The 19,488-nt window shown below is 38.5% G+C and carries 15 protein-coding genes and 1 other RNA gene; 10 read left to right on the top strand and 6 right to left on the bottom strand.

Annotated elements, in window-relative coordinates; genetic code table 11:
* Positions 1 to 113 precede the first annotated feature (113 nt).
* Both accD and folC read left to right on the top strand, forming a co-directional pair.
* On the top strand, positions 114 to 1,040 hold the full coding sequence (accD, locus tag A1D26_RS06200; RefSeq protein ID WP_157403191.1) for an acetyl-CoA carboxylase, carboxyltransferase subunit beta: 927 nt from the start codon (positions 114 to 116) through the stop codon (positions 1,038 to 1,040).
* Positions 1,041 to 2,339 (top strand): bifunctional tetrahydrofolate synthase/dihydrofolate synthase, encoded by a 1,299-nt coding sequence (gene folC / locus A1D26_RS06205; protein ID WP_157403192.1) that lies wholly within the window; start codon positions 1,041 to 1,043, stop codon positions 2,337 to 2,339.
* A 51-nt stretch (positions 2,340 to 2,390) separates the two neighbouring features.
* Here the strand turns inward: folC and ffs are convergent.
* Positions 2,391 to 2,487: signal recognition particle sRNA small type (gene ffs / locus A1D26_RS06210), an RNA gene on the bottom strand.
* Between the two features lie 170 nt (positions 2,488 to 2,657).
* Here ffs and A1D26_RS06215 point away from each other — a divergent pair.
* Both A1D26_RS06215 and cmoB read left to right on the top strand, forming a co-directional pair.
* A complete protein-coding gene (locus tag A1D26_RS06215; RefSeq protein WP_232516811.1) occupies positions 2,658 to 3,530 on the top strand; it encodes an acyl-CoA thioesterase in 873 nt (290 codons plus the stop codon).
* Positions 3,531 to 3,679: 149 nt separating this feature from the next.
* Positions 3,680 to 4,645, top strand: a complete 966-nt coding sequence (gene cmoB, locus A1D26_RS06220) for a tRNA 5-methoxyuridine(34)/uridine 5-oxyacetic acid(34) synthase CmoB (protein ID WP_157403193.1) — start codon at positions 3,680 to 3,682, stop codon at positions 4,643 to 4,645.
* On the opposite strand, the gene A1D26_RS06225 is transcribed toward cmoB, so the two are convergent.
* Together A1D26_RS06225 and A1D26_RS06230 are read right to left on the bottom strand one after the other, a co-directional pair.
* Entirely contained in the window at positions 4,642 to 5,079 is a 438-nt protein-coding gene (locus tag A1D26_RS06225; protein WP_157403194.1) for a PNPOx family protein, read from the bottom strand. The genes cmoB and A1D26_RS06225 overlap by 4 nt on opposite strands.
* An 18-nt stretch (positions 5,080 to 5,097) precedes the next feature.
* Positions 5,098 to 5,664 (bottom strand): UbiX family flavin prenyltransferase, encoded by a 567-nt coding sequence (locus A1D26_RS06230; protein WP_157403195.1) that lies wholly within the window; start codon positions 5,662 to 5,664, stop codon positions 5,098 to 5,100.
* Positions 5,665 to 5,766: 102 nt separating this feature from the next.
* Between A1D26_RS06230 and ttcA the strand changes: the two genes are divergently transcribed.
* Together ttcA and xthA are read left to right on the top strand one after the other, a co-directional pair.
* Positions 5,767 to 6,717 (top strand): tRNA 2-thiocytidine(32) synthetase TtcA, encoded by a 951-nt coding sequence (gene ttcA, locus A1D26_RS06235; RefSeq protein WP_157403196.1) that lies wholly within the window; start codon positions 5,767 to 5,769, stop codon positions 6,715 to 6,717.
* Between the two features lie 58 nt (positions 6,718 to 6,775).
* Positions 6,776 to 7,579 carry an exodeoxyribonuclease III gene (gene xthA / locus A1D26_RS06240; protein ID WP_157403197.1) on the top strand — a complete coding sequence of 268 codons (804 nt, stop codon included), beginning with the start codon at positions 6,776 to 6,778 and terminating at the stop codon, positions 7,577 to 7,579.
* An 89-nt stretch (positions 7,580 to 7,668) separates the two neighbouring features.
* On the opposite strand, the gene A1D26_RS06245 is transcribed toward xthA, so the two are convergent.
* Both A1D26_RS06245 and A1D26_RS06250 read right to left on the bottom strand, forming a co-directional pair.
* Positions 7,669 to 9,321 (bottom strand): putative transporter, encoded by a 1,653-nt coding sequence (locus A1D26_RS06245; protein WP_157403198.1) that lies wholly within the window; start codon positions 9,319 to 9,321, stop codon positions 7,669 to 7,671.
* A gap of 281 nt (positions 9,322 to 9,602) precedes the next feature.
* Positions 9,603 to 11,876, bottom strand: a complete 2,274-nt coding sequence (locus tag A1D26_RS06250; protein ID WP_157403199.1) for an NADP-dependent malic enzyme — start codon at positions 11,874 to 11,876, stop codon at positions 9,603 to 9,605.
* A gap of 412 nt (positions 11,877 to 12,288) precedes the next feature.
* On the opposite strand from A1D26_RS06250, the gene A1D26_RS06255 reads away from it, so the two are divergent.
* The 4 genes from A1D26_RS06255 to A1D26_RS06270 all read left to right on the top strand — a co-directional run bounded on the left by A1D26_RS06255 (position 12,289) and on the right by A1D26_RS06270 (position 18,388).
* The gene (locus A1D26_RS06255; protein WP_157403200.1) at positions 12,289 to 14,010 is read left to right on the top strand and encodes an acetolactate synthase 3 large subunit; all 1,722 of its coding nucleotides are present in this window, start codon (positions 12,289 to 12,291) and stop codon (positions 14,008 to 14,010) included.
* Positions 14,003 to 14,494 (top strand): acetolactate synthase small subunit, encoded by a 492-nt coding sequence (gene ilvN / locus A1D26_RS06260; RefSeq protein ID WP_157403201.1) that lies wholly within the window; start codon positions 14,003 to 14,005, stop codon positions 14,492 to 14,494. Before A1D26_RS06255 ends, ilvN begins: the two co-directional genes overlap by 8 nt.
* 243 nt (positions 14,495 to 14,737) lie before the next feature.
* Positions 14,738 to 15,949: a serine/threonine transporter SstT gene (sstT, locus tag A1D26_RS06265; RefSeq protein ID WP_157403202.1), complete on the top strand. Its 1,212-nt coding sequence runs from the start codon at positions 14,738 to 14,740 to the stop codon at positions 15,947 to 15,949.
* 144 nt (positions 15,950 to 16,093) lie between these two features.
* The gene (locus tag A1D26_RS06270) at positions 16,094 to 18,388 is read left to right on the top strand and encodes a DNA internalization-related competence protein ComEC/Rec2 (protein WP_157403203.1); all 2,295 of its coding nucleotides are present in this window, start codon (positions 16,094 to 16,096) and stop codon (positions 18,386 to 18,388) included.
* A 42-nt stretch (positions 18,389 to 18,430) separates the two neighbouring features.
* Here A1D26_RS06270 and A1D26_RS06275 read toward each other — a convergent pair whose 3' ends face one another.
* The gene (locus tag A1D26_RS06275) at positions 18,431 to 19,198 is read right to left on the bottom strand and encodes an FNR family transcription factor (protein ID WP_157403204.1); all 768 of its coding nucleotides are present in this window, start codon (positions 19,196 to 19,198) and stop codon (positions 18,431 to 18,433) included.
* Positions 19,199 to 19,488: the final 290 nt, after the last annotated feature.

A 19,488-nucleotide genomic window follows, 5' to 3' on the forward strand; every position in this document is an offset into this window, starting at 1 on the left:
CAAAATTATCTATTCTTGTCGGAGTAGTCACATTTTCGATTTTTTCCATACCCAAAAAAGCAATTTTGTGCTTTAATACAGGCAATTTTCTCAACACAAAATAAGGTGTAAAAATGAGTTGGATTGAAAAAATCTTAGGTAGAACATCTTCATCTTCAACAAGTAAGTCAAAAATTCCAGAAGGTGTTTGGACAAAATGCACAAGTTGTGAGCAGGTGTTATATACCGAAGAATTAAAACGCAATATGCAAGTTTGTCCAAAATGTGAGCATCATATGCGTATTGATGCTCGTACTCGTCTAATCACATTATTAGATGAAGGTTCGACAGAAGAACTTGCCGCTGATCTTGAACCACAAGATATTTTGAAGTTTAAAGATCTCAAAAAATATAAAGATCGTTTAACTGCCGCTCAAAAACAAACGGGAGAAAAAGATTCGTTCATCGTGATTACGGGTAAGTTGTATGATATGCCTGTAGTAACTGCGTCTTTTAACTTTGAATTTATGGGTGGATCGATGGGATCTGTTGTTGGGGCGAAATTTGTGCGTGCCGCAGAATATGCCTTAGAACATAATGTGCCTTTCATCTGTTTCTCGGCATCGGGTGGTGCTCGTATGCAAGAAGCTCTTTTCTCGTTAATGCAAATGGCAAAAACCAGTGCGGTATTAGCAAAAATGCGTGAAAAGGGTGTACCTTTCATTTCGGTATTGACAGACCCAACCTTAGGTGGTGTATCTGCAAGTTTGGCTATGCTAGGCGATATTAACATTGCTGAGCCAAAAGCGTTGATTGGTTTTGCTGGGCCACGTGTTATTGAACAAACAGTGCGTGAGAAATTACCAGAAGGTTTCCAACGTAGTGAGTTTCTCCTTGAGAAAGGGGCGATTGATATGATCGTTCATCGTAAAGATATGCGTGATACGCTAACTCGTTTAGTTGCTAAATTAACGAATCAACCAACGCCATTTAAAACAGGCGAGTTGGTTGAAGCTGAAGAAATTCAATCAGAAGAATTAGTACAGTCAGAAGAAGCATAAATGACAACATTAACTTCACCAAAAGCCACGGATTCATTGGAAACGTGGCTTTCCTATTTAGAAAAAAGCCATTTCAAACCCATTGATATGGGGCTTGAGCGTATTCGTGATGTTGCGTTAAAGTTAAATTTACTTAATCCAGCACCTTATGTCATTACTGTTGCTGGTACAAATGGCAAAGGTTCAACCTGTAAATTACTCGAAACAGCACTCTTAAAAGCGGGGTTGCGTGTCGGTGTTTATTCCTCGCCACATTTAATTCATTACAATGAGCGTGTGAGAATTCAAGGGCAACCAGTAAGCGATGCGGATTTTATTCAAACCTTTGATTATATTGAACAGCATAAATCACAGTCTTTAACTTATTTTGAGTTTGGGACTTTAGCGGCATTTGATCTATTTCGCCGAGCTAAACTAGATGTTGCGATTTTGGAAGTAGGATTGGGTGGGCGTTTAGATGCGACAAATATCGTGGATCCTAATTTTGCAGTGATTACGTCCATTGATATTGACCATATTGAATTTCTAGGCAACGATAGAGAAGTGATAGGGAGAGAAAAAGCAGGCATTTTCCGTCAAAATATTCCAGTGGTGATTGGCGAACCTGATTGCCCAGCAAGTATCTTACAATATGCAAATAGTTTGAATTGCCAAATTTCTCGCCGAGATGTTGATTGGAAATTTTCTGTCGAAACCAACCGCTTACATTGGCAGTCTGCAAATGCAAATCTAGATTTACCACTGCCAAAAATTCCTGTGCCAAATTGTGCAACAGCGGTTGCAGTGCTTACGCAATTGCCTTTTGCAATAACCAATGAGATTTTGCAACAAAGTATTGTGGAAACGCAAATGGTAGGGCGTTTTCAAACGCTAACTCAGCAGGATTTTGCAAAATTTTCACGAAAACCACCGCTTGCCCAAGTGATTGTTGATGTGGGGCATAATCCACACGCAGCACGTTATTTAGCAGAGCGGTTACAAGCGTTAAAACAACCACAATCAAAACTATATGCCGTATTTAGTGTATTAGTTGATAAAGATTTATCTGGTATTGTGGAGCCGTTATCGACTTTAGTGGATAAATGGTATTGTGCAGGATTAGAGGGCTATCGTGGTCAGCGTGGCGAACAGGTACTTGAAAAATTGCATAATGTATTGCCTAATGCTAATGCAGTCAGTTTCAATAGCGTTGCTCAAGCAACTGAAAGCGCATTTTTGCAAGCAGGTCGTGAGGACATTGTTTTAGTGTTTGGTTCTTTCCATACTGTTGCAGATTTTATGTTATGGATAAACAAGTGATGGGATTCAATGTTAAAACAGACAATCGCTTTTTAGGCAAAAAAGGTGGGGCGTTTTCAGCTAAATCTCGGCACACAGAAATTTCAATTCTGGCTGCTTTCTTCCGAACCTGACCAAGTAAACTGAACACCATTGCGAGGAACCAAAAACGCCCCATAGGATTACATCTAGCGATGTAAGGGTTCGGATTATAGATTTTTATCTTTGAAAAGACAAGTAAAAAGCAAAATAAGCGGTTTGATTGCGTTAAATTTTTGCAAAACAGATCAAACCGTTTAAATTGACAGCAATTTCTCATCAATATATTTAGGAGTTCTTATGTCTATGCCAACAACACATTCGGCACTTTCACATCTTATTCAATTATTGACGTTAGAGCGTTTAGATGATGGGCTTTTTCGTGGCGAAAGTGAAGATTTAGGTTTCCCCCAAGTATTTGGTGGACAAGTTGTTGCACAATCGTTAATGGCTGCAATGCAAGTGGTAGAAAATGGCCGAGAGCTACATTCTTGCCATACTTATTTTATAAGAGCGGGAGATGCTGCATACCCTATTATCTATGAAACTGAAATTTTGCGAGAAGGTAATAATTTCACGCTAGTAACTATCAATGCCAAGCAGCATAACGAGATTATTTGTCGTGTGATGGCATCTTTTCAGAATCAAGAAAGTGGTTTTGAACATCAAATTACAATGCCACATTTTGATGTTGAAAGTTTTTATTCGGAGAATGATTTAATTCAATCTTTAGCGTTGATGTTACCTTCGCCCTTGAGAGAAAAATTTTCTGCAGAACGTCCATTTGATGTGCGTATCAAATACCCAAACGACCCTTTTAATGGGCATAAACTTCCACCAAAACAAGAACTTTGGGTAAAAACAAACGGAGTTGTTCCCGTAGATAATTATCGACTACATCAATGTTTATTGGCTTATTTCAGTGATTTCCACTGTATTTTAACGATGTTACACCCCCATGAATGTGGTTTTATGCAACAAGGGCTGAAAATTGCCACTATTGACCACAGTATCTGGTTTCACCGCCCAATCAATTGGAATGATGGGTTATTTTTCTCTCTCACAAGCCCAAATGCTTTTGGGGCTAGAGGGCTCACTAGGGGAGAGGTGTTTGATAAAGATGGTAAGTTGTTAGCTAGTTATCAACAAGAAGGGTTAATTCGCAAACTGTAAAATATTTGGCAGGGATCTGTTTTAGATCCAAATTTTATTCAAAATCTTTGGCTGGCTAACCACTAGCCATTTTTTATTTTGCAGGATTTGTCAATTTTCGTTAGAATCGCACCGCTTTTATTCCTTTAGATACATTATTTTAGAGATTTATGATCGATTTTCGCCCTTTTTATCAACAAATTGCAACTACTTCACTTTCAGCTTGGCTTGAAACACTTCCTTTACAACTGAAACAGTGGGAGAAACAGACTCACGGTGATTATGCGAAATGGGCAAAAATTGTGAGTTTTTTACCAAATTATCCCGCTGAAATTGATTTGCGAGAAAAGGTTGAGGCAAAATTAGATTCGCCATTAAGCGAGGGGGAAACTCAACGCTTAGTTTATCATCTCAAACAACTTATGCCTTGGCGTAAAGGGCCATATCATTTGTATGGTGTACATATCGACTGTGAGTGGCGTTCTGATTTTAAATGGGATCGTGTTTTACCTCATTTATCCCCTCTGAAAGACCGAACTATTTTAGATGTTGGCTGCGGAAGTGGTTACCATATGTGGCGAATGGTGGGTGAAGGTGCCAAAATGGTAGTAGGAATCGACCCAACAGAGCTGTTTTTATGCCAGTTTGAAGCGGTCAGAAAATTGCTAAATAACGACAGACGAGCAAATTTAATTCCACTTGGTATAGAACAAATGCAACCGCTACACGCTTTTGATACTGTATTCTCAATGGGTGTGCTATATCATCGTAAATCGCCCCTAGACCATCTTTCACAACTCAAAAATCAACTCGTAAAAGGTGGAGAATTGGTGTTAGAAACGTTAGTGATCGATGGTGGTGTGAATGATGTGCTTGTGCCAGCAGACCGCTATGCCAAAATGAAAAATGTCTATTTTATTCCGTCTGTGGCAGCCTTAATCAACTGGTTGGAAAAAGTTGGCTTTAAAAATGTGCGTTGTGTTGATGAAGCGATTACGACATTAGAAGAACAACGCAAAACCGATTGGTTAGAAAATGAGTCCTTAATCGACTTTTTAGACCCGAACGACCATTCTAAAACAATCGAAGGCTATCCAGCTCCCAAACGAGCAGTTATTATTGCGAATAACCCTTAGGTAATTTCTCTCTGCCAAATTGTTTTTTGAGCAAACATCAATTTATTTGTGGTGTGTTTGATAAAATCTAGGCGAATTTCCCACACATCACTCTTCATCAATTTAGCAACGGGGAATTTAGCAGTATAAGCTAAAATTGCTTGTTGCTTTTCTAATTTATCGTCTAACAGTTGAGCTGTTGCGCTAAATTGAATACCTTCGATTTCTCGAATATTCTCGGTATGACGACTAATCGTGCCTACAATTTGGGGGGTAGCTAACATCAATTTTCCGTGCTGTGTAGTTTGATTCGTGAAAATAATGAGACGAGAAAGCTCTTCATCAAACACATAAAAACAGTTGGCACACCAAATTTCCCCTAAATGTTGGCAAGCCAAACTAACAATATGCTGTTGTTGGATAAACGCTGTAATAAGCGGTGGGATTTTTTGCATAATTTGCACCTGATTTTCTTATTTGCCTTCCCAACGTGGCATATCAATGGCTAAATCAAATTGATCTAACGCTCGGCTAACGCTATGGGTAATAATTTCATCAACACTTTGCGGTTGATGATATAAGGCTGGAACAGGGGGGAAAATAATGCCGCCCATTTCTGTCACTTTTCGCATATTATCTAAATGGGTGAGATGTAATGGAGTTTCTCGAACCATTAACACTAATTTTCGGCGTTCTTTTAAGACAACATCAGCCGCACGAGAGAGCAGGTTGTCGCTAAACCCGTGAGCGATGGAAGCTAAAGTTCGCATTGAACAAGGTGCAACCAACATTCCCAACGTTTTGAATGAACCGCTTGAAATACTCGCAGCCACATTTTCACTGTGATGAACTACGTCAGCTAGCTCAAGCACTGCTTCGGCGGAAATCTGTGTTTCATATTGGCGAGTGAGTTCCGCCCCTTTAGACATCACCAAATGCGTTTCAATATGGGGAATTTGGTTTAATAATTGCAAGGCTTTAAAGCCATATTGAAAGCCACTTGCACCACTAATCCCAATAATTATACGTTGAGTTGTCATTATTCTGTCCTAAATGAGTGAAAAACTTGAAAAAGCCTAAGAAACGTTTACTATGTTGAGCTTTTCGAATTATGAATATCTCAACACGAAATTTTTCACATTATGAACCAAGAGTCGCAACAAAACACGCAAAAAGAGAAAAAAATTGCATATAACTTAAATAAATTACAAAAACGTTTACGCCGTAATGTTGGCAATGCGATTGCAGATTTTAATATGATCGAAGATGGCGATAAGGTAATGGTTTGTTTGTCTGGTGGTAAAGATAGCTATACATTATTGGATATTTTGCTGAACTTAAAAATTAACGCGCCTATTCATTTTGATATTGTTGCAGTAAATTTAGACCAAAAACAGCCGGGGTTTCCAGAGCATATTTTGCCAGAATACTTAAATAGCATTGGCGTGGAATATAAAATTGTCGAAGAAAATACTTATGGCATTGTGAAAGAGAAAATCCCCGAAGGGAAGACAACCTGTTCGCTTTGCTCTCGCTTGCGTAGAGGAATTTTATACCGTACTGCCACAGAGCTTGGTGCGACTAAAATCGCATTAGGGCATCATCGTGATGATATGTTAGAAACCTTATTTCTGAATATGTTTTACGGTGGTAAATTGAAAAGTATGCCACCTAAATTGATTAGTGATGATGGTAAACAAATTGTGATCCGCCCTTTAGCGTACTGCAAAGAAAAAGATATTGAAAAATACGCTCAGGCTAAAGCATTTCCGATTATTCCTTGTAATTTATGCGGTTCTCAACCTAATTTACAACGTCAAGTCGTTAAAGAAATGCTACAAATGTGGGATCGTCAATATCCTGGTAGAATTGAAACAATGTTTAGTGCATTACAAAATGTAACTCCATCTCATTTATGTGATCCTAAACTGTTTGATTTTAAAAATATTCAGCGTGGTGCTGTACTTGAGGGCATTGAAGGGGATATTGCTTTTGACAAAGCAGAAATTCCAACTACACCCGTAATACAAGATGAAGATGATGTGAATGACTATACCGAAAATGGCATCATCAATTTTAAAGCAGTAGAGTAAACTCTTGCAAAAAAATCACTAAAACAGACCGCTTTACACAGGCGGAAAAGGACAAATAATGAAATTTATCTCATTTAATATCAATGGTTTGCGAGCCAGACCACACCAGTTAGAAGCACTGATTGCAAAACATCAACCTGATGTCATCGGCTTACAAGAAATTAAAGTCGCGGATGAAGATTTCCCTTATGATTTAGTTTCACATTTGGGATATCACGTTTTTCATCACGGGCAAAAAGGGCATTATGGTGTAGCATTACTGACCAAAGAAAAGCCACTTGCTGTGAGAAAAGGCTTTCCAACAGATGATACTGATGCACAAAAACGAATGATTATGGCGGATATTGAAACGCCATTTGGGGTATTGACGGTGTTAAACGGTTATTTCCCACAAGGCGAAAACCGTAGCCACGAAACTAAATTCCCTGCAAAAGAAAAATTCTATGCAGATTTACAGCATTATTTAGAAACAGAATTAAACCCAGAAAACCCAATTATCATAATGGGGGATATGAATATTAGCCCAACCGATTTAGATATTGGTATTGGTGAGCAAAACCGTAAACGCTGGTTGCGTGATGGTAAATGTTCATTTTTACCTGAAGAGCGTGAATGGTTAGGGCGATTACATTCTTATGGTTTAGTGGATACCTTCCGAGTAATGAATCCAAATGCTGATGATAAATTCTCGTGGTTTGATTATCGCTCAAAAGGGATTGAAGATAATCGTGGCTTACGCATTGATTTAGTGTTGGCTTCGCACTCTTTGGCAGAGCGTTGTGTTGAAACAGGTATTGACCTTGAAATTCGTACAATGGAAAAGCCGTCCGATCACGCACCAGTTTGGGCTGTGTTTGAGTAGTATTACGCCCATTCTGAAACGACGAAGCGGTATGATTTTGCAAAACATTTACAGAATCATACCGCTTTTATTATTCGGTGGTCAGCAGTTTAACCGACACTCCACAGTAAAATTGCCAGTAATTGTGGCAAAATAATTCTGCAGAACATTACCAATGGATAGACCGTTGCATAAGAGAGTGCGGCTGCACCATTTCCCTCTTTGATTGCGTTGGCAAATGCAAGAGCAGGAGGATCGGTCATTGAGCCAGCAAGTAGGCCACAGAGTGTAAGGTAATTTAACTTACCATAAATACGAGCGATAACGCCTGTCACAATTAACGGAATAAAGGTAATTAACGCACCGTAACCAATCCACGCTAAGCCGTCATTACTGAGTAAGGTATTTAAGAAATTACCACCAGCTTTCCAACCAACTACTGCAAGAAACAGCACAATACCAATTTCTCGTAATGCAAGGTTGGCACTTGGTGGCATAAACCAATAAAGTTTTCGGATACTACCAATGCGAGCTAGGATCAGTGCCACGACTAATGGTCCGCCAGCCAAACCTAATTTTAAGGCAACAGGGAAACCAGGGATATAAATTGGAATAGAACCGAGCAATACCCCTAGCCCAATTCCAATAAAGATTGGCAACATTTGTACTTGTTGTAATTTTTGTTGAGCATTACCAATAATGGCCATGACTGCTTCAATATCTTCTTGGCGACCAACTAAATTCAGCACATCACCAAATTGTAGCGTCATTTCGCCTGTTGGGATAAGTTCTATCCCAGAACGATTGAGACGAGAAATCACCACGTCATATTTACCTTTCAGCATCAGTTGGCGAATTTTTTTACCAAAGACTTTTTCATTGGTAACCACCGCTCGTTCACTACGAAAGAGAGTGCCTTTGGTAGAAACTGATGTATCGACCATTTCACCAATAATTAAGTGCATTTTGCTCAATGCTGATTTTTCACCTACCATATGCAGAATATCGCCCACATAAACTTGCGTATCGACTTTAGGTACGAAGAGATCTTCACCTCGTTTTAAGCGTGAATAAACAACATCGTGCAAATCAAAATCAGGGAATTGCTTCAGCGTTAAACCATTAAGATTAGGGTTAGTTACTCGAACATTTAAGGTACTTAACCCTTCTTTTTTGCTGTTCTGCGTACGGTCAAAGTCATCGGCTTCTTTATCGACATTGATTTTAAATAGAATACGGATTATCCACATCGCTAAGAGGATACCAACAATCCCAAACGGATAGGCAATGGCGTACCCCATACCCATTACGGAGGTATCGCTACCTAATTCGGATAAGATTTGTTGTCCTGCACCTAATGATGGCGTGTTGGTAACAGCACCTGAGAAAATGCCTAAAATGACAGGAAGTGGTACATCAAATAATTTATGTAACAAAACAACCAGCAGACCACTGATAGCTACAATCAATAGTGCAAAACCGTTTAATTTTAGCCCTGATTGACGCAGTGACGCAAAAAAACCTGGACCAACTTGAATACCAATAGTGTAAACGAATAGGATAAGTCCAAACTCTTGAATAAAATGAAGTGTATGAGGGTCGAGTTTTATCCCCATTTGTGTCATAAAATGGGAAACGATTATGCCCCCAAATAATACTCCACCAATTCCTAGACCAACACCCCGAACTTTAATATGCCCAATCCATAGTCCTAGCACAGCGACTAAGGATAACAGGCTAACAGTTAATGCAATTTCGCTCATATAGCCTCACAATAAAAATAAACTGGGGTTATTTTAACAAACCTAAAAGATAAAAAATGCGATCTAACTCAAAGAAATGAGAAAACAAGCGGTGAGATTTTGCTAATTCTTTACGAGAAAGAAGAGATTTTTGTAGATATAGAAATTTGAGATTTAAGTTACAGCGATATTTTCCATTGCTGATGATTAAAGAGACAAATTGACTGCAAATAAAAGCCGTCGGTTTGAGCAGAAAATTTGTCAACTCAAACCGGCCGCTTGTCGTAATTAGTTATTCAAGATTACTCTTGCGTTTGTGCTTTCACCGCTGCAAATGCCACCATATTGATAATACGGCGAACAGAGGATTGAGGGTTAAGAACGTGTGCAGATTTATTCATACCCATTAGAATTGGTCCAACCGTAATAGCAGTTGTGGTTGCGCGCAGTAAGTTATAACTAATACGAGCAGATTCTACATTTGGCATCACTAATAAGTTGGCTGCACCTTTTAATGGACTGTCAGGCATATGATCACGACGTAATTTTTCAGAGAGCGCTAAATCACCGTGCATTTCACCATCAATCATCAAGTCAGGTTCACGTTGTTGAACTAATTCTAACACTTTACGCATTTTTGGTGCACCAAGTGCATTTGATGAGCCATAGTTAGAGTGAGAAATAAGTGCCACAGCTGGTTCAATACCGAAACGTCTAATTTCTGCTGATGCCATTGTGGTGATTTCCGCTAATTCTTCCGCTGTTGGATCAACATTTACATAGGTATCAGTCATAAAGACGTTACCTGTTGGAAGAACTAAGCTATTCAGTGCAGCTGGCACTTTCACGCCTGATTTTACGCCGATAATATCTTTGATCGCTTCTAAATGGCGGCTATAAGAACCAAATAAGCCACAAACTAACCCATCAGCATAGCCCATTTCAACCAATAAAGAGGCAATAACTGTCGTATTTGACGTGGTAACACGTTTTGCAATTGCTTCCGTAATACCACGACGTTTCATTAAATCGTAGTAGCGTTTCCATAATAGTTCGTGACGATCATCGTGTTCGTTATTGACGATCTCAAAATCTTTACCCGCAACGAGACGTAAACCTAATTTTTTAATACGAGCTTCAATAATAGCGGGACGACCAATGAGAATTGGGTAAGCTAAATCCATTGAAACGATTTCTTGTGTGGCGTGTAATACTTTTGCTTCTTCACCTTCTGCCAATACAATACGTTTTTTATCTGCTTTCGCTTGGCTGAAAATGGGTTTCATAAATAGGTTTGTTTTATAAACAAACTGTGTGAGTTTTTCAATATAGGTATCCCAATCTTGAATTGGTCGAGTTGCTACGCCAGATTCCATTGCTGCTTTTGCTACGGCTGGTGCAATACGAACAATCAAACGTGGGTCAAATGGGCGTGGAATAATGTAGTCTGGCCCAAATTCTGTTCCTTCATCACCATAAGCTGATGTCACAACATCATTTTGCTCTTCAAGGGCTAAGTCAGCAATTGCATAAACTGCCGCACGTTTCATTTCTTCGTTGATTGTTGTTGCCCCTACATCTAATGCTCCACGGAAAATGAATGGGAAACAAAGCACGTTGTTTACTTGGTTTGGATAGTCAGAGCGTCCTGTACAAACAATCGCATCAGGGCGAGCAGCTTTAGCTTCTGGTGGAGTGATTTCTGGATTTGGGTTAGCTAATGCTAAAATCAGCGGGTGAGCGGCCATTGTGCGCACCATATCTTGTGTTAATGCCCCTGCAGCAGAACAACCTAAGAAAATATCTGCATTTGGAATCGCATCTGCAAGTGTACGCCAGCCATTATCTTCAATCGCATAGAATTTTTTGGTTTCGTCCATACGATCATCACGATCTTTATAAATGACACCTTTAGAATCACAAACTACGATATTTTCACGTTTCATTCCTAATGAAAGTAATAAATTCAAGCACGCAATAGAGGCTGCACCAGCACCTGATGCAACTAAACGGACGTTCTCAATTTTTTTATCAATAATACGTAATGCATTAATGACTGCAGCAGCACTGATAATTGCCGTACCATGTTGGTCATCGTGGAATACAGGAATATTCATACGTTCACGCAATTTTTGTTCAATGTAGAAACATTCAGGCGCTTTAATATCTTCTAAGTTAATACCACCAAAAGTTGGCTCAAGTGATGCGATAATATCTACTAATTTTTCAGGATCTTTTTCGTTGATTTCAATATCAAATACATCTACGCCAGCAAATTTTTTGAAAAGAACACCTTTCCCTTCCATTACAGGTTTACCGGCTAATGCACCGATATTCCCTAAACCTAATACAGCTGTACCATTTGAAATAACCGCAACTAAATTCCCTTTTGCTGTATATTTGTAAGCAGCAAGTGGATCTTTTTCAATTTCTAAACAAGGCTCTGCTACCCCTGGAGAGTAAGCAAGGGCAAGATCTCTTTGAGTTGCCAGTGACTTGGTAGGCGTAATTTCAATTTTCCCTGGAACAGGAAACTCGTGAAAATCAAGAGCTGCTTGACGTAATGAATTATCCATATTGTTATCCTCTCTATGAATGATAAAAGTAAAATTTATGTATCGGCAAGCCGTACAAAAAGCGGTGATATTCTAACTGAATTCTGCAATTTTTTTTGTGATAAAGTTCTAATTTTTTTACACTTTATGGACTCAATTTACTTATAAGTGTGAACAATCTCTCAAAATTAGAAAATTTAGTTTTAAAATTTTGTTTTTATAAAATGTGGTTTTATATTCTTTAATTGGTTTTTTTTATTTGTTTTTTGAAATAAAAATCCATAATTTGTATTTTTCCGAAATTTTAAACTATTTAATTGCCAAATTTATGCCTTTTACATACTAGACAATCTCTAGGTTTTTTAGCACAATCCGCATCATTCAATTTATAGCAAAATGTTGCTGTGATAAGTTTTAGTCGTTGGAGGATTTAATGAAAAAACTTTCTGGTGCAGAAATGGTTGTACAATCCTTGCGTGATGAAGGCGTAGAATACGTTTTCGGTTACCCAGGTGGTTCAGTGCTTGATGTTTATGATGCGATTCATACTCTAGGTGGGATAAAACATGTGCTTGTACGTCACGAGCAAGGTGCTGTACATATGGCGGATGGCTATGCCAGAGCTACAGGAAAAGTGGGTTGTGTATTGGTTACATCAGGACCCGGTGCGACTAATGCAATTACAGGGATCGCCACTGCCTATTCAGACTCAATTCCATTAGTCGTGTTTTCAGGACAAGTACCATCAAACTTAATTGGTTCAGACGCATTCCAAGAATGTGATATGGTTGGTATTTCTCGCCCTGTGGTAAAACATAGTTTCTTAGTAAAACGTGCGGAAGATATTCCTGAAATTATCAAAAAGGCTTTTTACATTGCATCAACAGGTCGTCCTGGCCCGGTCGTGATTGATTTACCTAAAGATGTGGTAAATCCTGCAAATAAATTTAGCTATGAATATCCCAAAGATGTTTCATTGCGTTCATATAACCCAAATGTGCAAGGGCATAAAGGGCAAATTAAGAAGGCTTTAAAAGCGGTATTGGTTGCTAAAAAACCCGTACTTTATGTGGGTGGTGGCGTTGTATTAGGCAATGCGAGCGAGCAGGTGACTGAATTTGCTACAAAACTGAATTTACCCGTAACAAGCTCGTTAATGGGTTTAGGTGCATTCCCAAGTACAAATAAACAGTTTTTAGGCATGCTAGGAATGCATGGTACTTATGAAGCCAATAATGCAATGCACGAAAGTGACTTGATTTTGGGTATCGGTGTGCGTTTTGATGATCGTACCACCAATAATTTAGCTAAATATTGCCCGAATGCTAAAGTTATTCATATTGATATTGATCCCGCATCAATTTCTAAAACCGTACCGGCCTATATTCCAATTGTGGGGAGTGCGGAGAATGTACTAGATGAATTTTTAGCATTATTAAGTGAAGAAAATCTTGCAAAAAATCAAGCGGATCTTAGCGCTTGGTGGGAGCAAATTGATGGCTGGAAAGCTCGTCAATGTCTAAAATTTGAAAAAGGTGCAGTAATTAAACCACAAGAAGTGATTCAAGCCGTTTATCGCATCACTCATGGTGAAGCTTATGTCGCATCTGATGTGGGACAACACCAAATGTTTGCCGCATTACATTATCCATTTGATTTGCCACGCCGTTGGATTAATTCTGGGGGATTAGGCACAATGGGCTTTGGATTACCTGCCGCGATTGGGGTTAAATTTGCTTATCCTGATGCAACCGTTGTGTGTGTCACTGGTGATGGTAGTATTCAAATGAATATCCAAGAGCTTTCAACAGCAAAACAGTATGATACACCAGTTGTGATCATCAACTTAAACAACCGTTTCTTAGGAATGGTAAAACAGTGGCAGGATATTATTTATGCAGGTCGCCATTCGCAATCTTATATGAATTCGTTACCTGACTTTGTAAAACTAGCAGAAGCCTATGGGCACGTTGGTATTCAGATTACGAAACCAGAAGAGTTGGAAGAAAAACTTCAACAAGCCTTTGCGATTAAAGATAAATTAGTCTTTGTCGATGTATTAGTCGATGAAACAGAACATGTTTACCCGATGCAAATTCGTGGTGAGTCAATGAAAGATATGATGCTTAGCAAAACGGAGAGAACAGATGCGTAGAACATTATCCGTATTATTAGAGAATGAATCAGGGGCTTTATCTCGTGTGGTTGGCCTTTTCTCTCAACGTGGTTTTAACATTGAAAGTTTAACCGTAGCACCAACTGACGATCCAAGTCTTTCTCGAATGACGATTGTTGCACAAGGCGATGAAAAGGTACTAGAGCAGATCGAAAAGCAATTACATAAGCTAATTGATATTTTCAAGGTGATTAATTTAAGTCATTGTGAACACGTTGAACGTGAGGTTTTACTGCTCAAAGTCCGAGCTACTGGCAGTGCAAGAGATGAGCTAAAAAGAATGGTGGATATTTTCCGCGGGCAAATCGTAGATATTACCCCTAAACAGTACACAATCCAGTTAGCGGGTACGAGTGAAAAACTCAATGCGTTTATTGAAGCGATTAAAGCTGAAACAACGATTATTGAGATTGTTCGTTCGGGGGTGATTAGCCTATCTCGTGGCGAGAAGAACTGCTTGTAGTTCTTTAGAGTCTGATATATCAAACGGAAACCATTATCGGTTTCCGTTTTTGTATAATGTACTGATTAAATGGTTCGTTATTTTATTTAGCCAGAATGAAATCAAAAATTTTTATAATTTCTAATAAGAATTTATCACTTGACTATTCCCTTATTGCTATTTTTCAGATAATCTCACATCCCTAATTTTTTAGGTGGATAGACGTCTAGGCGTTTATTATTTCTTTCTCTTACAGGAATTTTTATGAGTAACTGTGTATTTTCAAAAATCCTTGGCGGTAATTTAGTATTGCGTATCGCTGCAGGTTTATTCTGTGGGGTTATCTTAGCCCTCACATTCCCTGATATGGCGAAAAGCGTTGGTGTATTAGGGCAATTTTTCGTTAAATCGTTGCGTGCTATTGCTCCTATTTTAGTTTTCACCTTAGTTCTTGCGGCGATTGCCAATAAAGAGGTCGGTAGCGATAGTCGCTTAAAACCAGTATTGGTGTTATACCTTGTTGGCACTTTCTTAGCGGCAGTAACAGCGGTAATTTTAAGCTACCTATTCCCAACCACGTTAGAATTAGTAACAAGTCCAGATGGTTTAGCACCGCCACAAGGGGTTGGTGAGGTTTTAAAAACCGTTATTTTTAACTTAGTAGATAATCCATTAGGTGCAATTACAAACGGTAACTTTATCGGTATTTTAGCTTGGTCAATTGGTTTAGGTCTTGCATTACGCCACGCAGCACCTAGCACAAAAGTGTTATTAAATGATATGGCTGATGCAGTGTCGTTTGTGGTAAAAATCGTGATTGCATTTGCACCAGTTGGGGTATTCGGGTTAGTCGCTGAAACTATCGCAACGAATGGTTTAGACGCTTTCGCAGGTTATGCAAAATTATTAGCGGTATTACTCGGTGCGATGGCAATTGTTGCGTTCTTATTAAATCCAGCTTTAGTGTATTGGAAACTTCGCCGTAACCCATACCCACTTACAATGACTTGTTTGCGTGAAAGTGGTGTAACTGCTTTCTTTACTCGTAGTTCAGCAGCAAACATCCCAGTGAATATGAACCTTGCCAAACGTTTAGGTTTAAAAGAAGAGATTTATTCAATCTCCATTCCATTGGGTGCGAATATCAATATGGCGGGTGCTGCGATTACTATCACTGTCTTAACGTTAGCAGCAGCTTATACTCAAGGTATCGTGCCTGATTTCTGGACAGCATTATTATTAAGCTTTGTTGCATCAATTTGTGCTTGTGGTGCATCAGGTGTTGCAGGTGGTTCTTTATTACTTATCCCACTTGCGTGTAGCTTATTCAACATTCCAAATGATGTGGCAGCACAGGTTATTGGTGTTGGTTTCATTATTGGCGTTATTCAAGATTCAGCAGAAACAGCATTAAACTCATCAACAGACGTGCTTTTCACTGCCGCAGTAAGTTTGTCTGATGAAGAAAAACAGTAAAAATTAGCTTATTCAAAAGCAAATCTTTTAAAAGCAGATCATAATGGTCTGCTTTTTTTGTGATGTCGATCGATAAACTCTCTTTTCTTACTTTTATCTTGACGATTTTGCGTAATACTAAAAACGCTAATTGAGTATCACGCAATGAATTTAGATCGTTTTTGTTATTATTATCTATTTGCCACGCTACCTATCCTTGTTTTACCTAAAGTGCTTTTATATGGAGGAATGGGGAGCGTAGGTATTTTCTTTGTTTTAGCTTTATACAAAAAGCAACTTCGCTATATGTTTTTGGCGATTGCAGTTGCTTTGAGCTATGCCATTACACTTTGGAAAATTTCACAAGCTGAGCTTGTTCAAGTCGAGAAACTGAGTGAGAAAATTCAAATTGTCCAGATTTTGAAACAACAAGAATATCAAACAGCCATCGCCAAGCGAGAAAATGGGGTACGCATTTATTTGAATTGGCAGAGTGAAACACCACTGTATTTAGATCGTTTTTATCAAGCAGAATTAACTATTCGTCCAATTTCTAGTCGTTTAAATGAAGGGAATTTTGATCGACAAAAATGGTATTTTGCACAAAATATTCAGCAAATCTCTACGGTTAGAAACGCAATTTTACTTGAACAACAGTCAGTGCCATTTCGTACTGCTTGGTTAGAAAGAGCAAAAATGGCAACTAGTGAATTAGATACACAAGGATTACTACTTGCCCTAGCTTTTGGTGAAAGAGCGTGGTTAAAGCAAGCCCATTGGGATATTTTTCAACAAACTAGTACTGCACATTTAATCGCAATTTCAGGGTTACACATTGCACTTGCAATGGGTATTGGTGTGCTATTTGCACGAATAGGGCAGTGGTTTTTATGTCGTTTGGGTATTGACCAAGCGGTAAGATTTAATCCATTTTTTGCAAAAAGTATCGGGTTTTGTTTTGCTTTGGGTTATAGCTTTTTAGCTGGCTTTGCTATCCCAACAGTAAGAGCCTTAATTGCAATTTGTTTGGTGCTGCTTTGTCAGGTTGTTAGAAGGTATTACACATCTTGGCAACTCTGGTGGCGTTGTGTCGCATTATTAGTCTTACTTGACCCTATGGCATTACTTTCTGATAGTTTTTGGTTGTCTATTCTTGCCATAGCCAGTTTGATTACTTGGTATCAGTTTTTTCCGATGGAGAAATATTTACCTGTCAAATGGCAAGCAAAAGGCATTGGTAAATTTTCAATAAAATCTATCCGCTTTGCCTGCGGGTTATTGCATTTACAGCTTGGTATCTGGCTAATCTTTTCCCCAGTGCAACTCTATTTTTTTGATGGCATTGCTACCTTTGGTTTATTGGCAAATATCATCATTGTTCCTTTATACAGTATGGTATTAGTACCTTTAATTTTAGTCAGTTTGATCACAGATAACTTGTTTTACACTTGGCAAATCGCAGATTGGCTAGCCAACTGGAGCATTGTTTTACTTGAACCTTTAGCTACTTGGGTTGAGCTGAATTACCAACAACAATGGCAATTATTAAGTCTAAATCTCTTTATATTGACGTTACTTTATATGTGGCAATTTAGGCAAAAATGGCAAAAAAAGTGGTGGATCTCACCGCTTATCGCACTTTCTTTCTATACTGTAAAGGTTATTCCTCACTTCTGGGGAAGGATACCACAAGTCGAATGGCTTAATTTCGATATTGGGCAAGGGTTGGCAATGGCATTGATTTATTGGGAAGATAATCAGAAAAAAGCAATTCTCTATGATACAGGAGCAAGTTGGCGAGGCGGATCAATGGCTCAGCTTGAAATTATTCCTTATCTAAAACGAGAAGGGGTTGATGTTAAAGCCATTTTTATTAGTCATGATGATAATGATCACGCTGGTGGTGTGGAAGATTTATTAGAGGTATTTCCACACGCAACGTTTATTTCCCCAAGTAATAAACGTTACAACGAAACGTTATCCACACCTTGTATTAACGGAAAACAGTGGCAGTTTGGTGGAGTTAAGTTGGAGGCGATTTATCCAATACAGCAAGTTGAACGAGCTAAGAATGCGGATTCTTGTGTACTTGTGGTTAAGTTGGGTGAGTATAAGCTGCTTTTTACAGGGGATAGTGGTATTCAGCAAGAGCGACAGTTTATTCATCAGGTTGGTCGTGTTGATTTTTTACAAGTTGGGCATCATGGCAGTAATACGAGTACTAGCCAAACATTATTAGCCAATAGCCAACCAAAGTTTGCCATTATTTCAGCAGGAAGGTGGAACCCCTGGCGGTTACCTAATTTGCAAGTTGAAAAACGTTTAGCAAATTATGGTGTAACAAGTTTAAATACTGCCAAAGTAGGAATGGTCAAAGTGAGTTTTGATGAGAGAGGGTATAAAATCAATACAGCAAGAACAAAATGGAGTCCTTGGTATCAAAACTATTTTGGAAAATGAAATGGCAATGTGTTTACATTGCCATTATTTGATATCATTTAGTTATGCTCGAACAGCTACAGGGATTTGAGGCCTTGTAACCCCAGCCATTTCACTTAATTCGTCCATTTTGTTGATGGTAATGTATTTCCCTTGAACACTAATCATACCGCTTTTTTGAAAACGACCAAGTAAACGGCTAATTGTTTCAATGGTTAACCCAAGATAATTTCCGATATCACCGCGTGTCATCGTCAAACGAAATTCGCGAGCAGAGAAACCACGTTCTGAATAACGTTGAGATAAATTATGTAAAAATGCAGCGAGTTTTTCTTCTGCACTCATTTTGGAAAGTAATAAAATCATTTCTTGATCGGTTTTAATTTCATTACTCATTAGACGCATAATTTGATGGCGAATTTTTGGCATTTTGCCCGCTAAATCATCTAAAATCTCAAATGGAATTTCACAAATCATTGATGTTTCAAGAGCCTGAGCAAAACCGACGTGTTTCATATCCATAATTGCATCAAAACCGACCAAATCACCAGGCAAGTGGAATGCTGTGATTTGTTCTTCGCCATTTTCGCTGATGGTATAGCTTTTAATTGTACCTGATCGAATAGCGTAAATGGCTTTAAGTTCATCTCCAGATTTAAAGATGATCTGAGATTTTTGAACGGGTTTTTTACGCTCAATAATGTTATCTAACTGTGTTAGTTCGTGTTCATTTAGTGTAAAAGGCAAGCAAAGCTGACTTATACTGCAATTTTGGCAGTGAATTGTGCAAGCTGTTCTTCCATTTGCTTTTAAATCAGATACAATTTTCATACTACGATCGCCTCAAAATTTGATTTAGGGCAAATTTTAACATTTTTTTAGGGCAGTGAGAACTAATATATTTTATCGGAATAAGGACAATAAAATGGCAGCAGAAAAATTAACGAAGAAAAGATTGGCACAAATTATAGTGATGTTATTGATTTTAATAGCTGCCTTTGTGTATAGGACTTATACCTACTGATGACAAAATTAAGATAGTCTACTGGTTGATAAGATAACGTTTCTTTATTACATCAACTTAACTTAGGAAATAGGAGGGGATAATTCCCGCTCCTAAG

Source organism: Ursidibacter maritimus (assembly GCF_009761395.1).
GTDB lineage: Bacteria > Pseudomonadota > Gammaproteobacteria > Enterobacterales > Pasteurellaceae > Ursidibacter > Ursidibacter maritimus.

Excerpts from the sequence above, each read along its gene's own strand:
- accD (WP_157403191.1), top strand. The coding sequence starts at position 114 with ATGAGTTGGATTGAAAAAATCTTAGGTAGAACATCTTCATCTTCAACA.
- folC (WP_157403192.1), top strand. The coding sequence starts at position 1,041 with ATGACAACATTAACTTCACCAAAAGCCACGGATTCATTGGAAACGTGG.
- A1D26_RS06215 (WP_232516811.1), top strand. The coding sequence starts at position 2,658 with ATGTCTATGCCAACAACACATTCGGCACTTTCACATCTTATTCAATTA.
- cmoB (WP_157403193.1), top strand. The coding sequence starts at position 3,680 with ATGATCGATTTTCGCCCTTTTTATCAACAAATTGCAACTACTTCACTT.
- A1D26_RS06225 (WP_157403194.1), bottom strand. The coding sequence starts at position 5,079 with ATGCAAAAAATCCCACCGCTTATTACAGCGTTTATCCAACAACAGCAT.
- A1D26_RS06230 (WP_157403195.1), bottom strand. The coding sequence starts at position 5,664 with ATGACAACTCAACGTATAATTATTGGGATTAGTGGTGCAAGTGGCTTT.
- ttcA (WP_157403196.1), top strand. The coding sequence starts at position 5,767 with ATGAACCAAGAGTCGCAACAAAACACGCAAAAAGAGAAAAAAATTGCA.
- xthA (WP_157403197.1), top strand. The coding sequence starts at position 6,776 with ATGAAATTTATCTCATTTAATATCAATGGTTTGCGAGCCAGACCACAC.
- A1D26_RS06245 (WP_157403198.1), bottom strand. The coding sequence starts at position 9,321 with ATGAGCGAAATTGCATTAACTGTTAGCCTGTTATCCTTAGTCGCTGTG.
- A1D26_RS06250 (WP_157403199.1), bottom strand. The coding sequence starts at position 11,876 with ATGGATAATTCATTACGTCAAGCAGCTCTTGATTTTCACGAGTTTCCT.
- A1D26_RS06255 (WP_157403200.1), top strand. The coding sequence starts at position 12,289 with ATGAAAAAACTTTCTGGTGCAGAAATGGTTGTACAATCCTTGCGTGAT.
- ilvN (WP_157403201.1), top strand. The coding sequence starts at position 14,003 with ATGCGTAGAACATTATCCGTATTATTAGAGAATGAATCAGGGGCTTTA.
- sstT (WP_157403202.1), top strand. The coding sequence starts at position 14,738 with ATGAGTAACTGTGTATTTTCAAAAATCCTTGGCGGTAATTTAGTATTG.
- A1D26_RS06270 (WP_157403203.1), top strand. The coding sequence starts at position 16,094 with ATGAATTTAGATCGTTTTTGTTATTATTATCTATTTGCCACGCTACCT.
- A1D26_RS06275 (WP_157403204.1), bottom strand. The coding sequence starts at position 19,198 with ATGAAAATTGTATCTGATTTAAAAGCAAATGGAAGAACAGCTTGCACA.